22 protein-coding genes are annotated in these 26904 nt (G+C 69.6%); 13 read left to right on the forward strand and 9 right to left on the reverse strand.

All coding sequences use genetic code 11. The features are described from left to right. Window positions 1–54 precede the first annotated feature (54 nt). Both ACWDX9_RS08365 and ACWDX9_RS08370 read left to right on the forward strand, forming a co-directional pair. Window positions 55–870 (forward strand): MerR family transcriptional regulator, encoded by an 816-nt coding sequence (locus ACWDX9_RS08365; protein ID WP_449950548.1) that lies wholly within the window; start codon window positions 55–57, stop codon window positions 868–870. 52 nt (window positions 871–922) lie between these two features. Then, on the forward strand, window positions 923–1408 hold the full coding sequence (locus tag ACWDX9_RS08370) for a GyrI-like domain-containing protein (RefSeq protein ID WP_364243356.1): 486 nt from the start codon (window positions 923–925) through the stop codon (window positions 1406–1408). 43 nt (window positions 1409–1451) lie between these two features. On the opposite strand, the gene ACWDX9_RS08375 is transcribed toward ACWDX9_RS08370, so the two are convergent. After that, a complete protein-coding gene (locus ACWDX9_RS08375; RefSeq protein ID WP_449950597.1) occupies window positions 1452–2681 on the reverse strand; it encodes a serine hydrolase domain-containing protein in 1230 nt (409 codons plus the stop codon). 245 nt (window positions 2682–2926) lie between these two features. Between ACWDX9_RS08375 and ACWDX9_RS08380 the strand changes: the two genes are divergently transcribed. Continuing rightward, window positions 2927–3685, forward strand: coding sequence for a helix-turn-helix domain-containing protein (locus ACWDX9_RS08380; RefSeq protein WP_449950552.1), 759 nt, complete (start codon window positions 2927–2929; stop codon window positions 3683–3685). A gap of 2 nt (window positions 3686–3687) precedes the next feature. Here the strand turns inward: ACWDX9_RS08380 and ACWDX9_RS08385 are convergent, their stop codons facing one another. Genes ACWDX9_RS08385 through ACWDX9_RS08400 form a run of 4 tightly spaced genes read right to left on the reverse strand, consistent with a single transcriptional unit; the run spans window position 3688 to window position 8419 of the window. After that, window positions 3688–5322, reverse strand: coding sequence for a phospho-sugar mutase (locus ACWDX9_RS08385; protein ID WP_449950555.1), 1635 nt, complete (start codon window positions 5320–5322; stop codon window positions 3688–3690). Continuing rightward, on the reverse strand, window positions 5319–6122 hold the full coding sequence (locus ACWDX9_RS08390) for a purine-nucleoside phosphorylase (RefSeq protein WP_355190511.1): 804 nt from the start codon (window positions 6120–6122) through the stop codon (window positions 5319–5321). Before ACWDX9_RS08390 ends, ACWDX9_RS08385 begins: the two co-directional genes overlap by 4 nt. Window positions 6123–6125: 3 nt before the next feature. Beyond that, window positions 6126–7430, reverse strand: coding sequence for a M20/M25/M40 family metallo-hydrolase (locus ACWDX9_RS08395; RefSeq protein ID WP_449950558.1), 1305 nt, complete (start codon window positions 7428–7430; stop codon window positions 6126–6128). Continuing rightward, entirely contained in the window at window positions 7427–8419 is a 993-nt protein-coding gene (locus ACWDX9_RS08400; protein ID WP_449950562.1) for an Lrp/AsnC family transcriptional regulator, read from the reverse strand. Before ACWDX9_RS08400 ends, ACWDX9_RS08395 begins: the two co-directional genes overlap by 4 nt. A gap of 111 nt (window positions 8420–8530) precedes the next feature. Between ACWDX9_RS08400 and ACWDX9_RS08405 the strand changes: the two genes are divergently transcribed. Next, complete coding sequence (locus ACWDX9_RS08405) at window positions 8531–9832, forward strand: MFS transporter (protein WP_449950565.1); 1302 nt, start codon at window positions 8531–8533, stop codon at window positions 9830–9832. Here the strand turns inward: ACWDX9_RS08405 and ACWDX9_RS08410 are convergent. Then, the gene (locus ACWDX9_RS08410; RefSeq protein ID WP_313044612.1) at window positions 9829–10320 is read right to left on the reverse strand and encodes a gamma-glutamylcyclotransferase; all 492 of its coding nucleotides are present in this window, start codon (window positions 10318–10320) and stop codon (window positions 9829–9831) included. The two genes, ACWDX9_RS08405 and ACWDX9_RS08410, sit on opposite strands and share 4 nt — an antisense overlap. Window positions 10321–10547: 227 nt before the next feature. On the opposite strand from ACWDX9_RS08410, the gene ACWDX9_RS08415 reads away from it, so the two are divergent. Then, window positions 10548–11936: an NAD(P)H-quinone dehydrogenase gene (locus ACWDX9_RS08415; RefSeq protein ID WP_350731339.1), complete on the forward strand. Its 1389-nt coding sequence runs from the start codon at window positions 10548–10550 to the stop codon at window positions 11934–11936. Window positions 11937–12104: 168 nt separating this feature from the next. Continuing rightward, on the forward strand, window positions 12105–12329 hold the full coding sequence (locus ACWDX9_RS08420; RefSeq protein WP_449950569.1) for a hypothetical protein: 225 nt from the start codon (window positions 12105–12107) through the stop codon (window positions 12327–12329). A gap of 48 nt (window positions 12330–12377) precedes the next feature. Here ACWDX9_RS08420 and ACWDX9_RS08425 read toward each other — a convergent pair whose 3' ends face one another. Together ACWDX9_RS08425 and ACWDX9_RS08430 are read right to left on the reverse strand one after the other, a co-directional pair. Continuing rightward, complete coding sequence (locus tag ACWDX9_RS08425) at window positions 12378–13274, reverse strand: RNA polymerase sigma-70 factor (RefSeq protein ID WP_449950572.1); 897 nt, start codon at window positions 13272–13274, stop codon at window positions 12378–12380. Between the two features lie 26 nt (window positions 13275–13300). Then, entirely contained in the window at window positions 13301–14152 is an 852-nt protein-coding gene (locus ACWDX9_RS08430) for an SDR family NAD(P)-dependent oxidoreductase (protein WP_449950574.1), read from the reverse strand. A gap of 195 nt (window positions 14153–14347) precedes the next feature. Here ACWDX9_RS08430 and ACWDX9_RS08435 point away from each other — a divergent pair, with 195 nt between their 5' ends. The 6 genes from ACWDX9_RS08435 to ACWDX9_RS08460 all read left to right on the forward strand — a co-directional run bounded on the left by ACWDX9_RS08435 (window position 14348) and on the right by ACWDX9_RS08460 (window position 23117). Beyond that, window positions 14348–16636: a TIM-barrel domain-containing protein gene (locus ACWDX9_RS08435; RefSeq protein WP_449950577.1), complete on the forward strand. Its 2289-nt coding sequence runs from the start codon at window positions 14348–14350 to the stop codon at window positions 16634–16636. Window positions 16637–16653: 17 nt separating this feature from the next. Beyond that, the gene (locus tag ACWDX9_RS08440) at window positions 16654–17961 is read left to right on the forward strand and encodes an ABC transporter substrate-binding protein (protein WP_449950580.1); all 1308 of its coding nucleotides are present in this window, start codon (window positions 16654–16656) and stop codon (window positions 17959–17961) included. Beyond that, on the forward strand, window positions 17962–18825 hold the full coding sequence (locus tag ACWDX9_RS08445) for a carbohydrate ABC transporter permease (RefSeq protein WP_350731352.1): 864 nt from the start codon (window positions 17962–17964) through the stop codon (window positions 18823–18825). Then, window positions 18822–19643, forward strand: a complete 822-nt coding sequence (locus ACWDX9_RS08450; RefSeq protein WP_192790081.1) for a carbohydrate ABC transporter permease — start codon at window positions 18822–18824, stop codon at window positions 19641–19643. Before ACWDX9_RS08445 ends, ACWDX9_RS08450 begins: the two co-directional genes overlap by 4 nt. Window positions 19644–19656: 13 nt before the next feature. Beyond that, a complete protein-coding gene (locus ACWDX9_RS08455) occupies window positions 19657–22539 on the forward strand; it encodes a glycoside hydrolase family 3 C-terminal domain-containing protein (RefSeq protein ID WP_449950584.1) in 2883 nt (960 codons plus the stop codon). Between the two features lie 113 nt (window positions 22540–22652). Continuing rightward, a complete protein-coding gene (locus tag ACWDX9_RS08460) occupies window positions 22653–23117 on the forward strand; it encodes a DoxX family protein (RefSeq protein WP_449950588.1) in 465 nt (154 codons plus the stop codon). Here the strand turns inward: ACWDX9_RS08460 and ACWDX9_RS08465 are convergent, their stop codons facing one another. After that, window positions 23118–23885 carry an SDR family NAD(P)-dependent oxidoreductase gene (locus ACWDX9_RS08465; RefSeq protein ID WP_350731357.1) on the reverse strand — a complete coding sequence of 256 codons (768 nt, stop codon included), beginning with the start codon at window positions 23883–23885 and terminating at the stop codon, window positions 23118–23120. It abuts the gene before it with no gap. A 186-nt stretch (window positions 23886–24071) separates the two neighbouring features. Here ACWDX9_RS08465 and ACWDX9_RS08470 point away from each other — a divergent pair, with 186 nt between their 5' ends. After that, entirely contained in the window at window positions 24072–26741 is a 2670-nt protein-coding gene (locus ACWDX9_RS08470; protein WP_449950591.1) for a cellulose binding domain-containing protein, read from the forward strand. Window positions 26742–26904 lie beyond the last annotated feature (163 nt).

A 26904-nucleotide genomic window follows, 5' to 3' on the forward strand; every position in this document is an offset into this window, starting at 1 on the left:
AAATCGCCATAGGTTGACCCTGACACCGTGTCAGGCCGTAGACCTGGAGCCGTCATGTTCAGCATCGGAGATTTCGCCAGGCTCGGACTGGTCTCGGTACGCATGTTGCGTCACTACGACGCCATCGGCCTGCTGCGCCCCGCGCACGTGGACCCCGTCAGCGGCTACCGGTCCTACCAGGCCGCGCAGCTGTCCCGGCTCAACCGCATCGTCGCGATCAAGGACCTCGGCTTCACGCTGGAGCAGGTCAGCGCCATCCTCGACGAGAAGGTGAGCACGGAGGAACTGCACGGCATGGTACGGCTGCGCCGCGCCCAGCTCGAAGCCCAGATCAGCGCCGACCTGGCCAGGCTCCGAGGCGTCGAGGCGCGACTGCGCACCATCGAGACGGAAGGGCACATGAGGACAGCCGAAGTCGTGCTCAAGAGGGTGCAGCCGGTCCGGGTCGCCGAGCTCAGCGCCAGGGCGGCCAGCTACGAGGGGGAGGACATCGGCCCGGTCATCAAGCCGCTGTTCCGGGAGATCTGCCGCCGGGTGGAGGCCGCCGGGGTGAGTGTCGTGGCTCCCGGCCTGGCCTATTACGTGCCGGACGACGACGGCTCCGTCATGGTGCACACGTGCCTGCCGGTTTCCGTGCCGCCCGGCCCCTACGACTTCGAGATCGTCGACCTGCCTCCCATCGAGACCGCGGCCGCGATCATCCACGAGGGGCCGATGGAGGCGGTGGGGCCGACGTTCCAGGCGCTGGCCCACTGGATCGAGGAGAACGGCTATCGCTCCCTGGGCCTGGCCAGGGAGATCTCCCTGCACTGCCCGGAAGACCCGGACGAGTGGGTCACCGAGCTCCAGATCGAAGTGACGTCGGCGTAGTCGATGAGTTTCGACCGCGCGCCCGGTCGGAAGGATGAAGGAGGAACACGACATGCCACAGATCGTCGAATTTCCCGAGCGCCCCTACATCGGGATCCGCAAGACCATCACCATGACCAGCTTCGGCCTGGTCGGGGACCGCATCGGTGGGCTCATCGGCTGGCTCGCCGAGCGCGGGGTGTCCCCGGCCGACGCCCCGTTCTTCAGGTACGACAGCATCAACATGGCGGAGGACCGGCTGGTGGTGCAGGCGGGAGTGCCCGTTCCGGCGCCGGTGGCGGGTGAGGGCGAGATCTTCGCCGACGTCCTGCCCGCGGGCCGCTACGTCACCACCTCCCACCACGGCCACCCGGACCAGCTGAGGAACGTCATCGCCGGGCTGCTGAAGTGGACCGAGGAGCAGGCCCTGACCTGGGACATGACCGAGAAGGACGGGACGGAGCACTGGGGCTGCCGCCTGGAGTTCTACAAGACCAACCCCATGGTCGAGCCCGACCTGAACAACTGGGACACCGACCTCCAGTTCCGCCTGGCCTGACCTCCGAGGGAGAGCGGGGTCCGGAGCGGGCCCCGTGCCGCGGTCAGTCGTCGATGGCCTGGTAGAGCGTGGTCCAGAAGTCGTTCATCAGCCGCGCCGGGTCCGGGACGGTGTATCCGACCTGGGTGAGCAGGATTCCGGTGAGCTGCTTGGCCGGGTCGGCGTAGGTCGAGGTGCCGCTTCCGCCGTCCCAGCCGAACTGGCCGACGGAGGCGTAGTCGCCCCGGTACGTGCGCACCGCCATCCCCAGGCCCCAGCCGCCCTGCTGGCCCTGGCCGAAGGACACGTGGACGTTGTTGACCGCCAGCGCGTGCCGGGCGGCCTGCTGCTCGGCCGTGAGCCGGTTGGTGGTCATCAACTCCACCGCGGGCCGCGACAGGATCCGCTCGCCGCCGTGCATGCCGCCGTTGAGCAGCATCCGGAAGTAGGCGTGGTAGTCGTCGGCGGTGGAGACCAGCCCACCGCCGCCGCCCTGGAACGCCGGAGCCTGGTTCCACCGCCCGCCCTTGGCCTCGTCCCACACGAGGAACTCGCCGGTCTGGGGGTCGGGGGCGTACAGGTCCGGCAGCCGGTCGATCTTGTCGTCGGGCACGTGGAAGCCGGTGTCGGTCATCCCCAGCGGCTCGAAGACGCGCTCGCGCAGGAACTCCTCGAACGACCGGCCCGTGACCCGGGAGACCAGCACACCGACCAGATCGCTGCTGATCTGGTACTGCCAGCACTCGCCGGGCTGATGCATCAGCGGCAGCTCGCCCAGGCGGCGCATCCACTCATCCTGCTCGGGCACCGGCACCGGCAGATTGGGCGTGAGCCCCCGCTCGAAGATCGCGTTCAGGATCGGCGTGCCCAGCGCCGTCATGTCCATGCCGAGCCCGAACGTGGAGGTCAGCACGTCCCGTACGGTGATCGGCCGGCGCGCCGGCACGGTGTCGTCCAGCGGGCCGTCGATTCGCTTCAGCACCTGACGGTCGGCCAGCTCCGGCAGCCACGCGTCGACCACGTCGTCCAGCCGCAACCGGCACTCATCCAGGAGCACCATCGCCGCCGCGATCGAGACCGGCTTGGACGTGGAGGCCATCCGGAAGATGGTGTCCCGGCGCATCGGCGCGCCACCGTCATGACGCATCGTCCCGATCGCCTCGACGTGCGTCTCGTCACCCCGGCTGACCAGAGCGACCAGCCCGGGGATCTTCCCGGACTCGACATGCCGCGTCAGCACCTCACGCAGCCTGCGCAGCCCCGCTTCGGAGAAGCCGCCGTTGCTGTGTTCCATCATGAATCTCCTTGCGCACATTGTTCGGGTATCTCTGAACGAATGCGACACTACATTGCGTTCACTGATCGGTCAACATGCAAAGATGGCCTTTTTGGCTAGCTAGACCGGTAAATCTGGATCTGCTTTGCAATGACAATGAAGCTGAACGCAAAAGGTGATCAAGATGTGGATTGCAATGAGAATCCGCGCGACTGCATACTGTGCAGCGGGGCCGCACGGCGAGCGACAGGAGACGAGCACCGATGCCCGGAGGCAGACTCACCAACGAGGACCGTCAGCACATCGCCGCGGGGCTGGCCGAGGGGCTCGGATACGCGGAGATCGGCCGGCGTCTGGAGCGGCCCGCCTCGACCATCATGCGGGAGGTCACCCGCAACGGCGGACCCGACGATTACGGGGCGGAGCGGGCACACGAGGCCACCCGGCATCGCGCGCGCCGTAACAAGCAGGCTCAGCCTCCGGCGCCGCAGATCCCCGACGGCGGCCACGGGCGCGACCCCCAAGAGGTGCGGGACTTCACGGAGTCCTTCACCGCCCTCCTCGTCCAGCAGGGGCTGCCCCAGATGATGGCGAGGGTGCTGGCCTGCCTGTACATCACCGACTCCGGCACCCTCACCGCCGCCGACCTGGTCCAGCGGCTACGCGTCAGCCCGGCGTCGATCTCGCACGCCGTCGCCTTCCTCGAACAGCAGGGAATGCTCAGGCGGGAACGGGTCCCCGGCAGGCGGCGCGAACGCTATGTCATCGACGACGAGATCTGGCTCCGGTCCATGCTCGCCGGCCTGCAGATGAACGAGGCACTGGCGGCCGCGTCGCGGCGCGGAGCCGAGGTTCTCGGGGCGGCGACCCCGGCGGGGGTCCGCTTCGAGTCCTCCGCCGAGCTCCTTCACCTCGTGAGCGAGGCCTTCCGGCAGGTCATGGAGCAGTGGCGGCAGGGCCAGGCCGCCCGGCGCCCGGGCACCCTGACCCCACAGGACGAAACTCCTCCAGGTCCGCGGTAGCTTCAGAGGCCCAGGCCGGCGGCCAGGTCGGCCTTCAGAGCGGCGAGATCGCGGGCCGCCTGCTCGCGGGCCTGCGCGACCTCCCCCGTCACCGGCACCACGACCTCCAGATAGCACTTCAGCTTGGGCTCCGTGCCCGAAGGGCGCACGACCACGCGGCCGTCCCCCGACAGCAGGTATCGCAGCCCGTCCGTGGGCGGCAGCCCGCCGTCGCCCTTCGCCAGGTCGTCCGTACGCGTCACCGCCCGGCCGCCCAGCGCCGTCGGAGGGTGGGCGCGCAGGCGGGTCATGGCGTCGGCGATCAGCGACAGGTCGGACACCCGGAAGGAGAGCTGGGACGTCGCGTGCAGCCCGTAGCGGCGGGCCTGGTCGTCCAGGAGGTCCAGCAGCGTACGGCCGGAGCGCTTGGCCGCCGCGGCGACGGCCGCGACCGTGAGGGCCGCCCCGATCCCGTCCTTGTCCCGGACCGGCAGGCCCGCGTCGGAGCCGACGCTGTAGCCGATGGCCTCCTCGTAGCCGAAGACCAGCCCCGGACCCGCCTTGATGATCCACTTGAAGCCCGTCAGCGTCTCGCCGTAGCGGACCCCGTGCGCCCGGGCGATCTTGCCCAGCAGGGTCGAGGAGACGATGGTGGTGGCCACCATGCGGTCGCCGGCGGTCTGTGTGATCACGTGCTCGGCCAGCAGGCCGCCGACCTCGTCGCCGGTCAGCATGCGGCACGTCCCGTCCGGCAGCGGGACCCCCACCGCGCACCTGTCGGCGTCGGGGTCGTTGGCCAGGACCAGGTCGGCGTCCAGCTTGGCGGCCAGCGCGATGGCCAGGTCCATCGCGCCGGGCTCCTCCGGATTGGGGAAGGAGACCGTCGGGAAGTCGGGGTCGGGGTCGCGCTGCTCCTCGACGGCCACCGGGGTCTCGAAGCCGGCGGCCAGGAACGCGCCGGTGAGCGTGGCGGCGCCCACGCCGTGCAGGGGCGTGTACGCCACGCGCAGGTCGCGGGCCTCGCCCAGGGGCAGGGAGGTCACGGCGGCGAGGTAGTCGTCGACGATGTCCTCGCCGAGCTCCGTCAGCGTGCCGGGACCGTTCAGCGGGAGCCGGTCCACCCGTCCGACGGCGTCGATGGCCGCCGAGATCTCGCCGTCGACCGGGGGCACGATCTGGGAGCCGTCGCCCCAGTAGACCTTGTAGCCGTTGTCGCGCGGCGGGTTGTGGCTGGCGGTGACCGTGACCCCGGCGTCCGCGTCGAGGTGGCGTACGGCGAAGGCCAGCACGGGCGTGGGCAGCGGACCCGGCAGGAGGGACGCGTCCAGCCCGGCGCCCGTCAGGACGGCGGCCGTGTCACGGGCGAACACGTCGGACTTGTGGCGGGCGTCGTAGCCGACGACCACGTGCTTGCCCGGCCCGAGGACCCGGGCCAGGCCCGCGGCGGCGCGCATGACGGTGACGCGGTTCATCCGGTTGGGGCCCGCGCCCAGCTCTCCCCGCAGGCCCGCCGTGCCGAACTCCAGCTTGGCCCCGAACCGGTCGCGCAGGGCCGCCAGGTCGCCGCCGTCCAGGAGCCGGGAGAGCTCGTCGCGGGTCTCCGGATCCGGGTCCTGGGCCAGCCACTCCCGCGCCGCGAGCACCAGATCCTCGCTCACAGCCGGTCCACCACCTTGGCCAGAAGGACGCCCATGCGGGCCGCCGTGGACCGGCCGACCTCCAGGACCTCCTCGTGGTTGAGCGGCTCGCCCGCCAGCCCCGCGCCGGGGTTGGTGACCAGGGAGACGCCGAGCACCTCCAGCTTCGCCTCCCGGGCGGCGATGGCCTCCAGGACGGTGGACATGCCCACCATGTCTCCGCCCAGCGTGCGCAGCATGCGGATCTCGGCCGGCGTCTCGTACGTGGGCCCGCGGAAGGCCACGTACACGCCTTCGGAGAGGCTCGGGTCGACCTCGCGCACCAGCTCGCGCAGGCGGCGCGAGTAGACCTCGGTGAGGTCGATGAACGTGGTGCCGGTGATCGGGTTGGCCCCGGTCAGGTTGATGTGGTCGCTGATCAGGACCGGGTCGCCGACGTTCTGCGTCTCGGGGCGCAGGCCGCCGGCGGCGTTGGTGAGCACGAGCGTGCGTACGCCGGCCGCGGCCGCCGTACGCACTCCGTGGACGACCGCGTCCACCCCGAGCCCTTCGTAGAGGTGCGTGCGCCCGAGGAACACCAGCGCGTGCCGCCCCGCCGAGGTGCGCACGACGCGGATCTTGCCGCCGTGCCCCGCCACGGCGGGTGCGCGGAAACCGGGCAAATCGGTGAACGGGACCTCGCTCACCGTCTCGCCGATGGCATCGGCGGCGGGCACCCACCCCGACCCCATGACGAGAGCCACGTCGAAGGTGTCGAGGCCGGTCGCGCTCTTGAGAGCCGCGGCGGCCTCATCTGCCAGGGTGTATGCGTCGTTGGTCACAACTCAGTAGTTTAGGAGGAGCCTGTCCAGCACCCGCACCCCGAACTGCAGGGCGTCCACCGGCACCCGCTCGTCCACGCCGTGGAACATCGAGGCGAAGTCCATGTCGGCGGGCAGCCGCAGCGGCACGAAGCCGAACCCGCGCACCCCCAGGTCCGCGAAGAACGTCTTGTTGTCGGTGCCGCCCGACATGCAGTACGGGATCGCCCGCGCCGCCGGGTCCTCGGCCTTGAGCGCCGCGATCATCGACTCGACCAGCGCCCCGTCGAACGTCGTCTCCAGCGCGATGTCGTGGTGCACGAACTCGCGCCGGATCTTCGGCCCGAGCAGCGAGTCGACGGTCTTGAAGAAGTCCTCCTCGAACCCGGGCAGGAACCGCCCGTCGACCACCGCCGTGGCCTGGCCGGGGATGACGTTCGACTTGTAACCGGCGTCGAGCTGGGTCGGGTTGGTGGTGTTGCGCAGCGTCGCGCCGACGAAGCGGACAAGCGGCCCGATCTTGTCCAGGATCGGCTGCGGGTCGTCCTCGTCGAACGGGATCCCGAACGCGTCCGCGACCTCGGTGAGGAACTGCCGCACGGTCGGCGTGTACGTGAGCGGCCAGTCGTGGGCGCCGATCCTGGCCACGGCCTTGGCGATCTCGGTCACGGCGTTGTCGGAGTTGAGCATCGAGCCGTGCCCGGCCGTGCCGTCGGCGATGAGCTTCATCCAGGCCAGGCCCTTCTGGGCCGTCTCGATCAGGTAGAGCCGCAGGGACGGGTCCACCTCCAGCGAGTAGCCGCCGACCTCGCTGATCGACTCGGTGACGCCCTCGAACAGCTCGGGGTGGTTCGCGGTGAGGTACTTGGCGCCGTACACGCCGCCGGCCTCCTCGTCGGCCACCCACGCGAACACGAGGTCGCGGCGCGGCCGGCGCCCGTCGCGCTTGAGCTGGCGCAGCACGGCCAGCATCATCGCGTCCATGTCCTTCATGTCCACGGCGCCGCGGCCCCAGATGTAGCCGTCGCGCACCTCGCCGCCGAAGGGGTCGACGGACCAGTCGGCCGCGTTGGCGGGCACGACGTCCAGGTGCCCGTGCACGAGCAGGGCGGGCAGGGACGGGTCGGTGCCCTCGACCCGGGTGATCACGTTGCCGCGGCCGGGCTCGCTCTCGATGTACTTCGAGTCGATCCCGACCTCGGCCAGCCTGGCCATGACGACCTCGGCCGCGGCCCGCTCGCCGGGGCCGGTGCCGTCCCCGTAGTTGCTGCTGTCCACGCGGATCAGCTCTGCGCAAAGGTCGGCGACTTCGTTCTCGGCAGGTGTCATGGCGTCTTCTCCCAACGATGATCCAACGTGAGCAATCCGGACTTGTGGAGGTGGCCGCGCTTGTAGGCGCGGGTGATCAGGGTGAGGTCGCTGTCGGCGATCTCGTCATACTGCCCGACGACGCCGGTCATGAAGCGGTAGAGGTCGGCCTCGTGCGCGGCGACGACCTGCACGATGAGGGAATGGGTGCCCGAGGTGGCGGCGCAGTAACGCACGCTCGGGTGCCCGGCCAGCCGCTGCCCGACCAGGTCCAGCCCGTACGGCCGGACCTTCAGCCACAGCATGGCCTCGACCTCGAGCCCGAGCAGCGCGGGCTCCACCTCGGCCCGCGGCAGCAGCAGCCGCCGTTCGATCAGCGAGGTCACGCGCCTGCGTGCGGTCGGCACGGAGATGTCGAGGCGCTCGGCGACGGTGGTGAAGGCGATCCTGCCGTCGGCGGCGAGCAGCCGGGCGATCTCCTCCTCCAGGGGCGACAGGCCCTCCTCGTCGGGCAGGCACTCGGGGGGCGGCGCGGGTCGCAGTTCGAGCACCTCCTCCTCGCTGAGGTACGGCGCGTGCCACTCGGCCACGGTCCTGAACGTGTGGAGCACGACCTGAGCCTGCGTCTGCCGCACGCCGTAGATTTCGGACATCTGCGTGGACAGTACGTGATGCAGATCCTCGCGGGACGGGGAGACCAGCTCACAGCCGATGTCGGCGGCGCCGGTCAGCGCGTAGACCGAGCGCGTGTCTGGCCGGTCGGCCAGCGCCTCGGCCACCTTGCCCGCCGTGCCGGGGCGTACGTGGACGTGCAGGTGGACGGGCCGCCCGTGGCCGGTGCGCAGGTCGTCGTAGATGGCCGTGACCCGGACGATCCCCTCGGAGATCAGGCGCTGCAGCCGCCTGGCGACCGTACGTTCATGCTCGCCGACGACCCTGCCGATCTCGCCCCATGAGGCGCGCGGGCTGACCTGGAGCGCGGCGACGAGGCGCCGGTCGAGAACGTCCACCTGCAACCTGTTCTGTGTCGGGTTTGTAAATATCTGGCCAGAGATTTGACTGTTTCGGTCGTCCAACTGCACAGTAAGCCATCTCCGCACTTTGCAGCAAAGGAGCCCCCCGTGGCGACCTCCCCCGTGGCACAATCACCGGTCGGCATTCCGAAGAGTCGTGTCCGCCAGCTCATGGCGGCCAGCATCGGCAACGTCGTGGAATGGTACGACTGGTACGCATATACGTTCCTCGCGACGTACTTCTCCGCCCAGGTCTTCCCCAAGAGCGAGGGCGGCCTCGTGGCGCTGCTGAGCGCCTACGGGGTGTTCGCGGTGGGCTTCTTCATGCGCCCGCTGGGCGGCCTGCTGGTCGGCGCGTTCGCCGACCGGTTCGGGCGCAAGGCCGCGATGACGTTCACGATCGTGCTGATGGGCGTGGGCTCGCTGCTGCTCGCGGTGACGCCGACGTACGAGGCCGTCGGCCTGCTGTCGCCGGTCATCCTGACCCTCGCCAGGCTCATCCAGGGCCTGTCCGTGGGCGGGGAGTTCGCCGCCGCGACCACGTTCCTCGTGGAGTCGGCCCCGCCCGGGCGGCGCGGCCTCTACTCGAGCTTCCAGTACGTCAGCACCACCATCGGCCAGCTGCTGGCCTCCGGCCTGGCCGCGCTGCTCGCCTCCACCCTCATCAAGGAGGACATGGCCTCCTACGGCTGGCGCATCCCGTTCATCGTGGGTGCCGTGATCAGCCTCGTGGGCCTGTGGATCCGCAAGGGCGCCGACGAGACCTCGGCCGTGGCCGAGGAGATCCAGCGCGGTGAGGCCAAGCGGCCGAAGCTGTTCGAGTTCCTGGTGGGCTACCCGAAGGCGGCCGCCACGATCGTCGGCATCACGATCGCGGGCACCGTGGCGTACTACACCTGGACCAGCTTCCTGCCGATCTACGCGCAGATCACGGTCAAGTTCGACGCGGCGCAGTCGCTCACGGTCGGCACGATCTCGCTGCTGTTCTTCATGGTGCTGCAGCCGCTGCTCGGCATGCTGTCGGACCGCATCGGGCGCAAGCCGATGCTGATCACCTTCGGTGTCGCCTTCGTGGTCCTGCCGGTGCCGCTGCTCAGCACGCTGGGCAACTCGTTCGGGAGCCTGCTGCTCGTGCAGCTGATCGGCATGGTGTTCCTCGGCTGCTTCACCTCGATCTCGGCCGCCGTGAACTCCGAGCTCTTCCCGACGAGGGTGCGCGCGGCCGGCGCGGGCTTCCCGTACTCGCTGACCGTGGCGCTCTTCGGTGGCACCGCCCCGCTCATCGGCACCGCGCTCAAGGACGCCGGCAACGTCGGGGTGTTCCCCTATTACATGTCGGCGCTGGCGCTGATCTCGACGCTGGTCTACATCTTCGTGCTGAAGGAGACCAAGGACGAGCCGCTGCGTTAACCGCCGTACGAGGTGCAGGGGCGCTCCCGCAACTCCTTGACGTAGTCGTCGGGGGCGCCCGCCCGCTCCGCCGCCTCGGCCAGGCTGCCGAGGTAGCGGGCCGACGGCAGGCCGCCCTCGTAGCCGTCGAGCACGTAGAACCAGGCCACGACCTCCCCGTCGAGGGTCTGCACCCGTAGCCGCACCTTGTGGTACGCCCCGCGCAGCGCGCCCTCCCACTGGTCGAGCGAGGTCTCCTCCCAGTCGGGCACGTCGTAGAGCACCACGAACACGTGCTCGTCGGGATCCTCGACGATCGTGGCGATCGCGCCCTCCCAGGTGGGGTCGCTGCCGCCGAAGGTCAGCCGCCAGCCCGTCAGCCAGCCGACGCCCCAGATGGGGGAGTGCGGCGCGCGCATGGCCATCTGCTCCGGGTCCATGTTCGAGCCGTACGCGGCATAAAGCCTGGGCTCATTCGGCTTTCCTGCAGGACCTGAAAGCCACGCCACGGTCCACCCCTCTCGGCGGGTGCTGCACGTCATCCAGCTACCGCGCCATCCTGTCACGCTGGGCGGCCGAGTCGGTCCATCACTACGGATGTGGGGACGACGTGTCACCCCTCCGTCACCGAGCGGCATGATACCAGCCATCATGATCTTGAACCTTTTATCAGGCGTGTGCGGGTGGCAACGGCCCAGTTGCAGCCTTACCGAGACCATGCGGGACAATGGGTTACGTGACGAGGATCGTGATCATCGGTGGCGGACCCGGCGGCTACGAAGCGGCGCTGGTGGCCGCGCAGCTAGGCGCGCAAGTCACCATGATCGAGCAGGACGGCCCGGGCGGCGCGTGCGTGCTGACCGACTGCGTGCCGTCCAAGACGCTGATCGCGACCTCGGTCCGCAAGCAGGCGCTGCTCGACGCGCCGTCCCTGGGCGTGGCGTTCTCCGGGGGGCCCGACGGTGACGCGGGCGTGGTCGGGGTCGATCTGCCGCTGGTCAACAAGCGTGTGAAGGAGCTGGCCCAGGCCCAGTCCGCCGACATCGCCACCCGGGTCGAGGCCGAGGGCGTCGAGATCATCAGGGCGCGCGGGCGGCTGGTCGATCCGCAGGTGGTCCGGGCGGGCGACCGTACGATCAAGGCCGAGGTCGTGATCGTGGCCACCGGCGCGACGCCGCGCGTGCTGCCCGGCGCCGAGCCCGACGGCGAGCGCATCCTCACCTGGCGCCAGCTCTACGACCTGGAGGAGCTGCCCGAGCACCTGATCGTGGTCGGCTCGGGTGTGACGGGCGCGGAGTTCGCGGGCGCGTACCGCTCGCTCGGCTCGGAGGTCACGCTGGTCTCCAGCCGCGACCGGATGATGCCCAACGAGGACGCCGACGGCGCCGAGGTCCTCGAAGAGGTCTACCGCCGCCGCGGCATGAACGTCATGGGCCGCTCGCGCGCCGCCTCCGTCAAGCGCACGGCCGACGGCGTGGTCGTGACCCTGGAGGACGGCCGCACGGCCGAGGGGACCCACGCGCTGATGACGGTCGGCATGATCCCCAACACCGCCGGCATCGGCCTGGAGGAGGCCGGCGTCCAGCTCGACAAGGGCGGCTTCATCAAGGTCGACAAGGTCTCGCGCACGTCCGCGCCCGGCGTCTACGCGGCCGGTGACTGCACGGGCGTGCTCATGCTGGCCTCGGTGGCGGCCATGCAGGGGCGCATCGCGGTCTGGCACGCGCTCGGGGAGGCCGTCCAGCCGCTGCGGCTGGCCACGGTGGCCTCCAACATCTTCACCGACCCGGAGATCGCGGCCGTCGGGGTCGCCCAGCGGTCCATCGAGGCGGGCGAGATCGAGGCCAACGTCGTCAAGCTGCCCCTGGCCACCAACGCGCGGGCGAAGATGCAGGGGTTCAACGACGGCTTCGTCAAGCTGTTCTGCCGCCCGCACACCGGGATCGTGCTGGGCGGCGTGGTGGTGGCGCCGCGCGCTTCCGAGCTGATCCTGGCGGTGTCGGTGGCGGTGCAGCAGCGGCTGACCGTCGACCAGCTCGCGCACACGTTCGCCGTCTACCCGTCGCTCTCGGGCTCCATCACCGAGGCCGCCCGCCGCCTCATGCAGCCGGGCCACGCGATCTGACCCCTTCAGCTCCCGGACGCCGAAACCCACCCGCTGGCCAAGCCCCACCTCGACGTCGAGCGGGCCCTGACCGCCGTCCTGGCCGACCCCACTCTGAGCGGCAGGGCCTACACGCTGACCGGCCCCGAGTCGATCACCTGCGCCGAGCAGATCGACATCGTCAGCCGCGTGACCGGCCAGGACATCGCCATCCGGAACGTCACCCGCGAGGAGTGGAAGACGGAGATGGCCGACCACGTGTCCGGACCCGTCGCCGACGCGCTGCTGGACTGGCAGCGCGCGAACGACGGCGTTCCGACCGAGCTCACCGCGGACCTCGAGCGGCTGATCGGACGGCCCGGCCGCACGTTCGCCACCTGGGCGCAGGAGCACGCGGCCGCCTTCAAGCCCTGACGGCAGCGCAGGCGTCAGCTCTGCGAACAGGTTGAACACCGAGGGGCGTCATTGCAGGGTGAGCGGGGTCTCGGATGCGATGCGGGTCAGCTTGTGCGGGTTGCGGACGTAGTAGAGGCCGGTGATGCGTCCGTCCTCGACACCGATCGCGACGACGCCGTCGATCTCGCCGTCCACGCGGAGGACGAGTGCCGGGCTGCCGTTGACCATGGTGGGATCACCGGTGAGCGCGACGCCGGCCTTGCCGATGCCGCCGACGACGAACCGGGCCACCTTGCCGGCGCTGACGATGGGCCGCGGCGCGGCCTGCTTGACGCCGCCGCCGTCGCTCACCAGGACGACCTCGGGGGCGAGCACGTCCAGCAGGCCCTGCAGGTCGCCGGCTTCGAGCGCGCGCCGGAACGACTCCAGAGCCGCCCGGGTCTGGTCCGCGGAGACCGCCTCGCGAGGGCGGCGGGCTTCGACGTGCCGGCGGGCCCGGTAGGCGATCTGGCGGACGGCCGCGGGGCTCTTGCCGACGGCGGCCGCGATCTCCTCGTAGCCGACATCGAAGGCCTCGCGCAGCACGAAGACGGCGCGCTCGGTCGGCGACAGCGTCTCCAGGACGAGCATGAGCGCCATCGACACACTCTCGGCGAGCTCGACGTCCTCGGCCACGTCCGGCGCGGTGAGCAGCGGCTCGGGCAGCCAGGGGCCGACGTACGCCTCCTTGCGGCTCTTCATGCTGCGCAGGCGGTTGAGCGCCTGCCGGGTGGTGATCCGGATCAGGTAGGCGCGCCGGTCGTGCACCTGATCCAGGTCGGCCCTGACCCAGCGCAGCCAGGTTTCCTGCAGGACGTCCTCGGCGTCGGCCGCCGAGCCGAGCATCTCGTAGGCGACGGTGAAGAGAAGATTGCGGTAGGAGAGGAAGATCTCGGTCGCCGGGTTGGTGGCGTGCTCGCTCATCTGCAGTCTTTCTCCTTCGTGGCCGGTCACTGGGTGCCGACGGCCGGCGCGCCGTGCGCCCGCGCCGAAAGATCCTGCCAGTCGGCCCAGGTCCTGAGCCGGTCGGCGTAGGCCTGCTGGATCATCGGGTAGAAGCCCTGGCCGAAGAGCACCCGCAGGGGCGGGTTGTCGGAGTCCACGAGCTCGAGGAGTGCCTGGGCCGCGGCGGCCGGGTCGCCGGCGGGCTGCTTTCCGGCGATCGCGCCGAGACGTTGACGGAGACCGTCGTAGGCCGGGTCCGTCCGGGCCAGGTGGCCGTTGGCGAGCGGGTCCGGGTTCCTGCCGGACCTGGTGGCGAAGCCCCCGGGCTCGATGATGGTCACCTTGACGCCGAAGTCGGCCACCTCGCCGGCGAGGGCTTCGTTCAAGCCCTCGAGGGCCCACTTGGAGGCGTGGTACGCGCCGCCGAGCGGCATGGCGATGACCCCGGCCGCCGAGGACAGCTGGACGATGTGCCCCGAGCGCTGCTCGCGCAGGTAGGGCAGCGCGGCCTGGACCACCCACACCGCACCGAACAGGTTCGTCTCCATCTGGTCGCGCAATTGCTGCTCGGTCAGCTCCTCGACGGCGCCGATCTGGGCGTAGCCGGCGTTGTTCACGATGACGTCCAGCCGGCCGAAGCGCTCCTTCGCCCGCTTCACACTCTCGAAGACGGCGGCCTTGTCGGTTACGTCCATCTCGAGCGGGAGCACCGCGTCGCCGTAGGCGGTGACCAGCTCGTCGAGGCCTGCGGCGGTCCGCGCGGTCGCGGCCACCTTGTCGCCGCGCGACAGGGCGGCCTCGACGAAGTTGCGGCCGAGGCCGCGCGACGAACCGGTGACGAACCAGACCTTGCTCATGACTGTCCTTCCGTTCTTTCCGTTGCCCGCTGTTCCACCCTCAAGACACGCGGTCCGGCAAGGACATAACACCCGTCGGATGTGATCCGTGTCTCTCCCGCACTTGCGGATGCGGAGGGGCGGGACCGTTGACGTTTGTTGGTATGGACAGCAAACTAACTCACGAGTTGGCGCAGCCGTTCGTAAGGAGCTTCCATGGCCTATCGCCCCCCATTGGTCGCGCACGAGTACTTCGTCGCCGACCCGCCCGAGCTTCCGGTTCGCGGACGAGGCGAGGGTGGTCTGTCGGCGGTGACCGCCGCGGAGCTGGTCGCGGCCGACGGCGCCGAGGTGATGGTGAAAGCGGTCACCACGGCGGAGGAGACGCTAGTCGTCCAGGTGGGTGTGGCCGGTGAGGGAGTCATCCGGGTGCGGTTGTCGGAGGACGCGAACGCCCGGCCGCGCTCGGAAGGGGCCATCTCCCTGGTGACCCCCGGCACGTATCCAGGGGCACGTGCCGGGGTCGCGCCGGGCGAGCCGATCGTGATCGACGCGGGTTCGCTGCGGGCCGAGATCAGCTTGGCGCCGTGGCACCTGAGGTTCACGGACGCGACCGGTAAGACGCTGGTCGAGCAGGATCGGGGGCACACCGACATCAGCGGACGGCTGCGTACGCTGCCCTTCGGCCGCTCCAGCGTCAACGGCGCCCCCGTCGCCTACCACGAGAGCTTCGCCGCCGCGCCCGACGAGGCCTTCAGCGGGTTCGGGGAGTCGTTCACCCGGCTGGACAAGCGCGGCCAGCGCCCGCTCATGTGGAACTTCGACGCGTTCGGCGCCGAGTCGCAGCGCGCGTACAAGAACATCCCCCTGTACGTCTCCAGCAAGGGCTACGGGGTCCTCGTCGACAGCGGGGCCCCGACGGAGTTCGACGTGTGCCAGTCCACGCACAGCGTCGTGCAGATCCTCGTGCCGGACGACGTGATGGACTACTACGTGATCGCCGGGCCGACGCCGCCGGAGGTCCTGAACCGTTACGACCTGCTGACCAGCCGCCCCTCGCTGCCGCCGAAGTGGGCGTTCGGGACGTGGATCTCGTCGGGGTTCTGCGTGGACAGCCAGGAGCGGGTGCTGGCCAGGGCGCGGACGATCAGGGAGCGCGGCATCCCGTGCGACGTGCTGCACCTGGACACGTACTGGCAGAGCGACGGGCACTGGTCCGACCTGCAGTGGGACCCCGTGAACTTCCCCGATCCGGACGCGATGCTGGCCGAGCTCAAGGGGATGGGGTTCCGGGTCTGCCTGTGGATGAATCCGTATATCTCCCACCTGAGCCCCGCCTTCGCGGAGGCAGCTGATGCCGGATATTTCTTGAAGAATCGGGCGGGGGAGACGTACGTCGCCGACTGCTGGCACGGGTCGTTCCCGGCATGCGGGATCGTGGACCTCACCAACCCGCAGGCCGTCGCCTGGTTCCAGGGCCTGCTGCGCGACCTCCTGCGCCAGGGCGTGGACACGTTCAAGACCGACTTCGCCGAGGGCGTGCCCGCCGACTCCGTGGCCTTCAACGGCATGAGCGGCACCGACCTGCACAACGTCTACACCCTGCTGTTCAACGACGCCGTCGCCGCCGTGACCCGTGAGGTGCACGGCCACGACCTGGTCTGGGCCCGCTCCTCGTACCTCGGAGGCCAGCGCCACAGCGCCCAGTGGGGCGGCGACACCTACACCAGCTACGCCGCCATGGGCAGCACGATCAGGGGCGGCCTCGCGCACGGCCTGTCCGGCGTGCCGTTCTGGAGCCACGACGCCGGCGGCTTCACCGGCCGGCCCACCGACGACCTGTACGTGCGCTGGACCCAGTTCGGCGCGCTCTCCCCGCTGCTGCGCCTGCACGGCACGACCACCCGCGAGCCGTGGGAGTTCCCGGCCGTCGAGGAGCAGGCCGTCGGCGCGCTGAAGCTGCGTTACCGGCTGATGCCCTACATCTACACGGCGGCCGTCGAGGCGGCCCGCACCGGCGCGCCCATGATGCGGGCCCTGTGCGTGGACCACCCGGACGACCCGGTGGCCTGGCAGGCCGACCTGCAGTACCTGCTCGGCCGGGACCTGCTCGTCGCCCCCATGACCGCGCCCGAAGGCTCCCGCCAGGTGTACCTGCCGCGCGGCACGTGGGTCGACTACTGGACGGGCGAGGTGCTCGAAGGCTCCCGCTACGTCACGGTCGGCAAGCCGCTCGACCAGATCCCCCTCTTCGTCCGGCACGGCGCGCTCATCCCGGTGGTCACCGACCCAGGGGACACGGTGGACGTGCCGGCCGAGATCACCCTCGTCGCCTTCGGGGGCGGCGACGCGACTGCGGAAATTCACGACGCGGACGGCGTGACGGTCGCCGTCGCCACCAGGGACGGCGATGTGCTGCGCGTCGCCGTCACCGGCCCGAAGCGCGTCACCGGGATCGAGATCGCCCCGGTGGCCGGCGCTCCCGCGCGGGCCGAAATCTCGTAACACCCCCTGGAGGGATCATGGTGAAGTCAAGAGCCGCGGCGGCGCTGGCCGTCGCGGTCCTGGTTCTGTCGGCGTGCGGCTCGGGAGGCTCGGAGACCCCGTCCGCCCAGAGCAGCAGTCAGCCGCGCACTCTCAAACTCTGGCACTACGAGTCGGCCGACAGCGCCATGGGCAAGGCGTGGACCGAGGCGATCAAGAAGTTCGAGGCGTCCCACCCGAACGTGAAGATCAAGTTCGAGGCCAAGGGCTTCGAGCAGATCCAGAAGACGGCGAGCATGGTCCTCAACTCCGACGAGGCCCCCGACATCATGGAGTACAACAAGGGCAACGCCACCGCCGGTCTGCTGTCCAAGCAGGGGCTGCTCACCGACCTGAGCGAGGAGGCCGCCAAGCGCGGCTGGGACAAGCTGCTGCCCGGCGGGCTGCAGACCACCGCCAAGTACGACGACCGCGGCGTCATGGGCTCCGGCAAGTGGTACGGCGTGCCGAACTACGGCGAGTTCGTGATGGTCTATTACAACACGGACCTGTTCGACAAGCACAAGGTCCAGGTGCCGACGACGTTCGAGCAGTTCACGGCCGCGATGGACACGTTCGTCAAGGCAGGGGTGACCCCCATCGCCACGGCCGGCGCCGAGTACCCGGCCCAGCAGATCCTCTACCAGCTCGCGCTGACCAAGGCGCAGAAGCCGTGGCTGGACGCCTTCCAGTCCTACAAGGGCAAGGTCGACTTCCACGGCCCCGAGTTCACCTACGGCGCCGACACGTTCGCCGACTGGGTGAAGAAGGGCTACATCGCCAAGAACTCGTCGGGGATCAAGGCCGAGGACATGGGTGTGTCGTTCATCAACGGCAAGTTCCCCATGATGATCAGCGGTAGCTGGTGGTACGGCCGCTTCGCCTCGGAGATCAAGAAGTTCGAGTGGGGCCACTTCCTCTTCCCCGGCGCCACGATGGCCCCGGGCTCCAGCGGCAACATCTGGGTCGTGCCCGAGAAGTCGGAGAACAAGGACCTGGCCTACGACTTCATCGACATCACGATGAGCAAGGACATCCAGAACCTCCTGGGCAACTCCGGCGGCGTCCCCGTGGCCGCCGACCCGGCCGCGATCACCGACGCGAAGAGCAAGGAACTCATCGAGACGTTCAACAAGCTCACCAGTCAGGACGGCCTGGCCTTCTACCCCGACTGGCCCGCGCCCGGCTACTACGACGTGCTCGTCGCCGGGGTCCAGAACCTCATCAACGGCAGCAAGGCCCCGGCCGCGGTGCTGGACGAGATCGCCAAGCCGTACGAGGACAACCTCGCTGACATCGGCAATTAGATGAGAGTTCGCACGAGGGGGTACTGGCTCTACCTGGCCCCCAGCCTGCTGCTGTTCCTGGTCGTCATCGTCGTGCCGTTCCTCATGAACGTGGGCGCGAGCTTCACCCGCTGGTCGGGGGTCGGCACGCCCAGGTGGATCGGGTTCGACAACTACACCAGGCTGCTGAAGGACGAGCGGTTCTGGCAGTCGTTCCAGCACAACGTGGGCCTGATCGTGGCCATGGCCATCGTGCCGACCGCGATCGGCCTCGTGCTGGCGGCCGCCCTGTTCGACTACATCGGCAAGAAGTTCGGGCCGCGCACGGCCTCGGCGCTGCGGGCCATGTACTACCTGCCGCAGGTGCTGCCGGTGGCCGTGGCCGGCGTGGTGTGGGGCTGGATGCTGCACCCGTCGTACGGCGCGATCAACCAGATCTTCGGCCTCGACCTCGACTGGCTCGGAGATCCCGACCTGGCGCTGGCCACGGTCATGGCGGTCATGGTCTGGTTCCAGCTCGGCTACCCGGTGGTGATCTTCATGGCGGGCCTGCAGCGCGTGGACCCGGCCTACTACGAGGCGGCCGAGATCGACGGGGCCTCGTGGTGGCGCCGGTTCTGGCACATCACGATCCCGCAGATCCGGCCGGAGATCTTCGTGGTGCTGCTGACGTGCACGATCGCCGCGCTCAAGGTGTTCGGGCCGATCTTCGTGCTGACCCGCGGAGGGCCCGGCAACGCGACGATGGTGCCGTCGTACTTCTCGTACCTGAACTTCTTCCAGAAGAGCAACGTCGGGTACGGCTCCGCCATCGCCACGGTGCTGGCCCTGATCATCATCGTGGTGACGTTCCTGTTCCTGCGGGTCCAGGAGCGTGCGGAATGAGGGGCCCGGGACGCTGGGCCGTGCTGTTCGCGCTGGTCGTGCTGGCGGTCGTGATGGTGTTCCCGTTCGCGATCGTGGCGATCAACGCGGTCAAGTCGCCGGCCGAATACAGCTCCGACGGGCCGCTGAGCCTGCCCGACGGGCTCTACCTCCAGGGGCTCGTCGACTTCTGGAACCGGGTGGAGTTCGGCACGAAACTCTGGAACAGCCTCCTGATCAGCGCGTCCGTGGCCGTGCTCGCCGTCGTGCTGTCGGTGCTCAACGCGTACGCGCTGGGCATCGGCAGGGTGAAGGGCCGGCTGTCGATCCTCGTGCTGTTCCTGGTGGCCAACACGCTGCCGCAGGAGGCGCTGGCCTACCCGCTGTACTACCTGGCCAAGGCGGTCGGGCTGTACGACACGCAACTGTCGGTGATCATCGTCATGACGGTGATCCAGGCGGCGTTCGGCACGTACCTGCTGAGCGCGGTCCTGGGCCAGTTCCCGAAGGAGATCCTTGAGGCGGCGGCGATCGACGGCGCGGGACGGCTGCGGTCCCTGTGGCGGATCGTGGTGCCGATCAGCAGACCCACCCTCAACGTGCTGCTGATCTTCTTCTTCATCTGGACCTGGAACGAGTTCTTCCTGCCGCTGATCTTCCTGATCTCGAACGACACCCAGACGGTGCCCGTCGCGCTCGCCGTGCTGCAGGGCGAGAAGTACATGGACGCCACGATGTCCAGCGCCTCGGCGCTGCTCGGCCTCCTGCCGGCGGTCGCCTTCTTCCTGATCTTCCAGCGCACGCTGACCCGAGGCGTGACGGTCGGCGCCATCAAGTGATGGAGAACCATTGATGCGAAAGACCCCGCTATTAGCCACCCTCACGCTGGCGGCCTCGCTGCTGGCCGTACCTCCCGCGCAGGCCGACGGCCTCCCGTTCCAGAACCCGGCCCTGCCGGTGGAGCAGCGGGTCGACGATCTGCTCGGCCGGCTCACGCTCCAGGAGAAGCTGGGCCTGCTGCACCAGTCGCAGGCGGCCATCCCGCGGCTGGGCATCGCGTACCACAAGAACGGCACCGAGGCGCTGCACGGCGTCGGCTGGTCCAACCACCTCAACGACGGCTGGAGCCAGAAGTTCGCCAGCGGCACCGTGTTCCCGCAGGCCGTCGGGCTGGCCAGCACGTGGGACCCCGAGCTGATCAAGCGGGTCGGGTCGGCCGTCGGCGACGAGGTCCGCGGCTACAACGACGCGGACCCGGTCCTGTGGGGGCTGCAGGTGTGGGCTCCCGTCGTGGACCTGCTTCGCGACCCGCGGGCGGGCCGCAACGAGGAGGGCTACTCGGAGGACCCGCTGCTGACCGGGGCCATCTCCACCGCCTATGGCAAGGGCCTGCAGGGTGACGACCCCGTCTACCTGAAGACCGCGCCCGTGCTGAAGCACTACCTGGCCTACAACAACGAGACCAACCGCGGCACCAGCTCCTCCAACCTGACGCCGAAGCTCAAGCACGAGTACTACGAGCAGGCGTTCAAGGCGGCCATCTCGGCCAACGCCGCGACCGGGGTCATGGCGTCGTACAACCTGGTCAACGGGCGGCCCAACCACGTCAACCCCGACCTCGGCGCCACGGTCAGGTCGTGGACGGACAACACGCTCTACAACGTCAGCGACGCCTGGGGGCCGTACGCGCTCACGGAGACGGAGAAGTACTACGACAGCAAGCCCGAGGCGTTCGCCGCGGTGCTCAAGGCGGGGCTCGACAGCTACACCATCGACGACAGCAACGCCGGGCCGCTGGCCGAGCACCTGACGGCCGCGCTCAACCAGGGGCTCATCACCCAGGCCGACGTGGACCGGGCCGTGCGCAACGTGCTGACCATCCGGACGCGGCTGGGGCACTTCGACCCGGACGGCGGGCCGTACAAGAAGATCACCAAGGACGTGATCAACAGCCCGGCCAACCAGAAGCTGAACCGGGAGGCCGCGGGCAGGGCCGCGGTGCTGCTGCGGAACTCCGGCGCGCTGCCGTTCAAGGCGCCGAAGTCCGCGGCCGTGGTCGGCCCGCTGGCCGGGACGCTCTACCGCGACTGGTACGGGGGCAAGGCGCCGTACCAGGTCACGCCGGTGGACGGGATCAAGGAGCGCGTCGGGGACGTCAGCACCGGCGCGGGCCTGGAGCGGATCGCGCTCAAGCACCTCGCCTCCGGCAAGTACCTCACCGCCACCGGCACCGGGGCCGACGACAACGCCGCCCTGATCGACACGGCGCCGACCGCGGCCTCCCAGTGGGACCTGACCGACTGGACCGGTGGCGTGTCCACGCTGCGCAACGCGGGCAACGGCAAGCTGCTCGGCGGCGACTGGCGCTCGCTCGACACCGACGACGCCGACCCCGACGGCTGGTATGTCCAGCAGCAGTTCGCCCTGGAAACACAGGCGGACGGCAGCTACCTGATCAGGTACGCCGGCTACGAGACCGCCGAGGGCTGGTACGGCCTGCCCGACCCGTACGTGACGGTCTCCGCCGACGGCACGCTCGGCCTGGCGCCCAAGGCGCAGGCCGCCAAGTTCGGCAAGGAGGTCGTCTCGGACGGCGTCGCCGCGGCCGCCGCGCAGGCCGCCAAGGCCGAGGTCGCGGTCGTGGTGGTGGGCAGCCACCCGTTCGTGGCCGGGCGCGAGGTCCACGACCGTGCGAACCTGCAGCTCGGCGCCGGGCAGCGGCGGCTGATCGAGGCCGTGCGCAAGGCGAACCCGCGCACCGTCGTCGTCCTGGAGACCAGCTACCCGGTCGTCGTGGACGCCCCGAACCTGCTGTGGACCACCCACGCGGGCGCGGAGACCGGTCACGCCGTCGCCGACGTGCTCTTCGGCGCCGTCAACCCGGCCGGCCGGCTCACCCAGACCTGGCCCGCCGGCGACAGCCTGCCGGACATCTACAACTACGACCTGGCCAAGACTGGGATGACGTACCTGTACGGAAAGGGCAAGCCGCCGCTCTACGCGTTCGGGCACGGCCTGAGCTACACCAATTTCGGCTACCAGGGCCTGACCGTCCAGGGCGACAAGGTGAGCGTCAAGGTCACCAACACCGGCAAGGTCAAGGGCGACGAGGTGGTCCAGCTCTACACCCACCAGCGCGAATCCCGCTTCAAGCAGCCGGTCAAGCAGCTGCGCGGCTTCCAGCGGGTCACGCTGAACCCGGGCGAGACCCGTACGGTGACCTTCACCCTGAAGAAGTCCGACCTGGCGGTCTGGGACTACACCCGGGGCAAGTGGGCCGTGGAGAGCGCCACCCACGACGTCCTCGTCGGCTCGGCGTCCGACCGGATCCGCCAGTCCACCACGCTGCGGGTCTCCGGCGAGACCGTCCCCGTGCGCGACCTGGCGAAGACCACGCGGGCGATGGACTTCGACGACTACGCGGGCGTGGCGTTCGCGGACGAGACCAAGGCCGGCGGCGAGGCCGTGGAAGGGTCGGCGGGGGACTGGATCTCCTTCACCGGCGCCTCCTTCGGCTCCAAGTTCACGGCCGGCGTGTCCTCGGTGAGCGGCGGCTCGCTGGAGCTGCGCTCCGGCTCGCCGACCGGCGCCCTGCTGGGCACCGTCCAGGTGCCCGCCACGGGCGGCGTCTATCAGTGGGGTACGGCGACCGCCACGGTCAAGGCGGGCAGCGGGAGCCTGTACCTCGTGTTCAAGGGTGACCTGCGGATCAAGGACTTCGCGCTCGCCCGATGACGTTTCGTGGCGGCCATGAGCATGGTCGTGGCCGCCACGGAACACCCCTTGCCGCTCTTGGATAGTTGTGCTATCTATTGCCTAGATAACTCGACTATCCAATGGAGGCTCCGGTGATCGTGATCGTTCTGCTGGTCGCCACGCTGGCGTTCCGGCTGCTGGGCGCGCTGGGTGTGGCCAGGTTCGCCACCTGGAGGGTCAGTGCCGCCCACGGGCTGGCGGTCATGCTGGTGATGACGGCCGGCGCGCATTTCGTCCCGGAGGGCGTGACGTTCATGCCCAACCGGGGCGACATGGTGGCCATGGTGCCGCCGTTCGTGCCGTTCCCGGTCTTCGTGGTCTATCTGACCGGCGTGCTGGAGCTGGCCGGCGCGGCCGGGCTCGTGCTCGAAAGGACCCGCAGGGCCGCCGGGATCTGCCTGGCGCTGCTCTTCGTGGGCCTGCTGCCGGCCAACGTGCTCGCCGCCCTCGCCGGCCAGGACGTGACCCCGCTCTGGGAGCGGATCCCCGAGCAGGTCCTCTACATCGCGATCGCGCTGTGGGCCGCCGCGCGCAGCCGCGAACTCAGCCGGGTGTGATCATCGGACGGTCCACCCTCCGTCGACCACCAGCGTGTGCCCCGTGACCAGGGAGGCGGCGGGCGAGACCAGGAACAGCACCGCGCCGGCCACGTCCATGGGCTCGCCGATGCGGTGCAGCGCCGCGATCCGCTCGACCACGTCCGCCTCGAACGCCGGGTCGGACAGGGCCTGCTCGGTCCCCGGGGTGCGGATGAAGGTCGGGGCCACGTTGTTGACGGTGATGCCGTGCGGGCCCCACTCGACCGCCAGGCAACGGGTCAGGTGGGCGATGGCCGCCTTCGTCATGCAATAGACGGACTCGCCGGGCAGAGCGACCTCGCCGGCCTGGGATCCGACGTTCACGATCCTGCCGTACCCCTGCCGGATCATGGCCCGGCCCACGGCCTGGCCGGCCAGGAAGGTGCCCTTCAGGTTGACCGCGAGCGTCCGGTCGAAGTCCTCCTCCGTGACGTCCTCGGCGGGGTTGCCCGGGGCGATGCCGGCGTTGTTGACCAGGATGTCGATCCGCCCGAACCGGTCGAGCGTCTCCTCCACCGCCCGGGAGATCTGGCCGGGGACCGTCATGTCCATCTGGAGGGGGAGCGCGGCGCGCCCCAGCCCGGTGATCTCGCCGGCCAGGCCGCCGTCCTCGCCGATGTCCCGCAGGCCGATGGCGACGTCGGCCCCGGCGTTGGCCAGCGCCAGCGAGATGGCCCGCCCGAGGCCCCTGGCCGCCCCTGTGACCAGGGCGACCTTCCCGTCGACCCGGAATTCGGGAAACTCCATGCTGCCGTCCTTAATTCGTTGTCTGTCCAAACTATTGACCGTCAGTGCGCCCGTGTGTGAGCCTTCTTGAGTAGCTCATGCGCGAAGGCGCGGTGACGGTCAGGGTCCCTGCACTCTGCTCGTGCATGGCGGTCATCTGAAGCCTTTGGGGCGCCTGCTGGCGTGCCTGGAAAGGGAGAGCCGCGCATGCGAAGAAGATTATTGGTCATGTTCACGGTCGCCGCCGTGCTGCTCGTGGCGGCTATCGTGCGGATGTCGCCGGTCTCGGCCGTCGCCTCGGATCCGTACGCGTACAAGAACGTCAGGATCGACGGCGGCGGCTTCGTACCCGGCATCATCTTCAACCCCACGGAGAAGAACCTCATCTACGCCCGCACCGACATCGGCGGGGCGTACCGGTGGAGCCAGTCCACCAAGTCCTGGACCCCGTTGCTGGACTGGGCCGGCTGGGACAAGTGGGGCTACAACGGCGTGATCAGCCTCGCCACCGACCCCGTGCAGACCAACCGGGTGTACGCAGCCGTCGGCATGTACACCAACAGCTGGGACCCCAACAACGGCGCGATCCTGCGTTCGACGGACAAGGGCGACAACTGGCAGGTCACCCCGCTGCCCTTCAAACTGGGCGGGAACATGCCCGGCCGCGGCATGGGCGAGGCGCTGTCGGTGGACCCGAACAACAACAGCGTCCTCTACTTCGGCACCCCCAACGGCAACGGGCTCTGGCGCAGCACCGACTACGGCGCCACCTGGGCGAAGGTGGCCAGCTTCCCGAACCCGGGCAACTACGCCCAGGACCCGAACGACTCCAACGGCTACCTCAGCCACAAGCCGGGCGTGGTCTGGGTGACCTACGACCCGCGCTCGTCCACCAAGGGCACCGCCACCAAGACCATCTACGTGGGCGTCGCCGACAAGGAGAACACCGTCTACCGCACCACCGACGCGGGCGTCACCTGGTCGCGCGTGGCCGGCCAGCCGACCGGCTACCTCGCCCACAAGGGTGTGCTGGACACCACCAACGGCTACCTCTACATCACGACGAGCGACACCGGCGGCCCGTACGACGGCGCCAAGGGCGATGTGTGGCGCTACGCCACCGCGACCGGCACCTGGACCCAGATCAGCCCCATCCCGTCGTCCAGCTCCGACGACTACTTCGGCTACAGCGGCCTGACCATCGACCGGCAGAAGCCGGGCACGATCATGGTGGCCACGCAGATCTCCTGGTGGCCGGACGTGATCTTCTTCCGCTCCACGGACTCCGGCGCGACCTGGACCCGCGTGTGGGACTGGACCTCGTACCCGAACCGCAGCTTCCGCTACAAGCAGGACATCTCGGAGAACCCGTGGCTGACCTTCGGCGCCAACCCGCAGCCCCCTGAGGTCACGCCCAAGCTCGGCTGGATGACGGAGTCCCTGGAGATCGACCCGTTCGACTCCAACAGGATGATGTACGGCACCGGAGCCACGATCTACGGCACCGAGGACCTGGCCAAGTGGGACTCGAACACCCAGTTCACCATCAAGCCCATGGCCAAGGGCCTGGAGGAGACGGCCGTCCTCGACCTGATCAGCCCGCCGAGCGGCGCGTCCCTGGTCAGCGCCCTGGGCGACATCGGCGGCTTCCGCCACACGAACCTGGACGCCGTGCCGTCGACGATGTTCACGGCCCCGGTCTTCACCACGACCACCAGCCTGGACTACGCGGAGAAGTCCCCGTCGATCCTGGTCCGGGCGGGCAGCTTCAAGGACTCCGACCGCCCGAACGACAGCCACGTGGCCTTCTCCACGGACGGCGGCGCCAACTGGTTCCAGGGCACGGAGCCGGGCGGCATCGACGAGGGCGGCACGGTGGCCGCCGCCGCCGACGGCTCCCGCTTCGTCTGGGCGCCGAAGGGCGTCACGCCGGTCTACTCGGTGGGGTACGGCAACTCCTGGCAGCAGGCGTCCGGCCTGCCCACGGGGGCGATCGTGGAGTCGGACCGCGTCAACGCCATGAAGTTCTACGGCTTCAACGGCGGGCGGCTCTACGTCAGCACCAACGGCGGCGCGACCTTCACCGCCACCGCCGCCTCGGGCCTGCCCACCAGCGGCAAGATCAAGGCGGTGCCGGGCAAGGAGGGCGACCTGTGGCTGGCCGGCGACGGCGGCCTGTGGCACTCCACCGACAGCGGCGCGTCCTTCACGAAACTGTCGGGCGTCACCAATTCGGTGAACGTCGGCTTCGGCAAGGCGGCGCCCGGCGGCACGTACATGGCGGTCTTCGCGGTGGCCACGATCGGCGGCGTCACGGGCCTGTACCGCTCGGACGACGCCGGGGCGAACTGGGCGCGCATCAACGACGACAAGCACCAGTGGGGCAACATGGGCGAGGCCCTGACGGGCGACCCCAGGGTGTACGGGCGCGTCTACGTCGGCACCAACGGCCGCGGCATCCTGTACGGCGACCGCACGGGCCCGCCGGTAACCGTCACGCCCACCGTGACCCCGACGGTCACCCCCACCGTCACGCCCACCGTGACTCCGACCGTCACACCCACCACGGGGTCGGGCTGCGCGGCGACGTACAAGGGAGTGAACGAGTGGTCGGGCGGCTTCCAGGCGGAGGTCACCGTCAAGAACACGGGCGCGGCGCAGATCACGGGCTGGAAGGTGACCTGGACCTGGCCGGGTGACCAGAAGATCGGCCAGCTCTGGAGCGGCACCCCGACCCAGACGGGCGCCAACGTGAGCGTCGTCAACGCCGGCTACAACGGCACCCTGGCCCCGAACGGGACGACGTCGTTCGGCTTCACCGGCACCTTCACCGGCACCAACACCCCACCCGCCACCCTCACCTGCGCCCCGGCGTAGGCAAGGCCTTCCACGAGGGGGGCGCTGCGCGCCTTGGGATTCCAGGCAGCGCCTCCCAAGAGGGCTCCGCCCCAATGCCGCTTAGTTAAGAGTGGCGTTCGGTGTGATCACGAGTGGGGCGCAGCTGAGTGGCAGGGGGTTGGTGGCAACGAAGCTCCCCTGG

This window comes from Nonomuraea sp. NPDC003201, from assembly GCF_053590415.1.

Excerpts from the sequence above, each read along its gene's own strand:
- ACWDX9_RS08365 (WP_449950548.1), top strand. The coding sequence starts at position 55 with ATGTTCAGCATCGGAGATTTCGCCAGGCTCGGACTGGTCTCGGTACGC.
- ACWDX9_RS08375 (WP_449950597.1), bottom strand. The coding sequence starts at position 2,681 with ATGGAACACAGCAACGGCGGCTTCTCCGAAGCGGGGCTGCGCAGGCTG.
- ACWDX9_RS08470 (WP_449950591.1), top strand. The coding sequence starts at position 24,072 with ATGCGAAGAAGATTATTGGTCATGTTCACGGTCGCCGCCGTGCTGCTC.
- ACWDX9_RS08440 (WP_449950580.1), top strand. The coding sequence starts at position 16,654 with ATGGTGAAGTCAAGAGCCGCGGCGGCGCTGGCCGTCGCGGTCCTGGTT.
- ACWDX9_RS08465 (WP_350731357.1), bottom strand. The coding sequence starts at position 23,885 with ATGGAGTTTCCCGAATTCCGGGTCGACGGGAAGGTCGCCCTGGTCACA.
- ACWDX9_RS08380 (WP_449950552.1), top strand. The coding sequence starts at position 2,927 with ATGCCCGGAGGCAGACTCACCAACGAGGACCGTCAGCACATCGCCGCG.
- ACWDX9_RS08435 (WP_449950577.1), top strand. The coding sequence starts at position 14,348 with ATGGCCTATCGCCCCCCATTGGTCGCGCACGAGTACTTCGTCGCCGAC.
- ACWDX9_RS08425 (WP_449950572.1), bottom strand. The coding sequence starts at position 13,274 with ATGAGCGAGCACGCCACCAACCCGGCGACCGAGATCTTCCTCTCCTAC.
- ACWDX9_RS08395 (WP_449950558.1), bottom strand. The coding sequence starts at position 7,430 with ATGACACCTGCCGAGAACGAAGTCGCCGACCTTTGCGCAGAGCTGATC.
- ACWDX9_RS08445 (WP_350731352.1), top strand. The coding sequence starts at position 17,962 with ATGAGAGTTCGCACGAGGGGGTACTGGCTCTACCTGGCCCCCAGCCTG.
- ACWDX9_RS08370 (WP_364243356.1), top strand. The coding sequence starts at position 923 with ATGCCACAGATCGTCGAATTTCCCGAGCGCCCCTACATCGGGATCCGC.
- ACWDX9_RS08455 (WP_449950584.1), top strand. The coding sequence starts at position 19,657 with ATGCGAAAGACCCCGCTATTAGCCACCCTCACGCTGGCGGCCTCGCTG.
- ACWDX9_RS08430 (WP_449950574.1), bottom strand. The coding sequence starts at position 14,152 with ATGAGCAAGGTCTGGTTCGTCACCGGTTCGTCGCGCGGCCTCGGCCGC.
- ACWDX9_RS08450 (WP_192790081.1), top strand. The coding sequence starts at position 18,822 with ATGAGGGGCCCGGGACGCTGGGCCGTGCTGTTCGCGCTGGTCGTGCTG.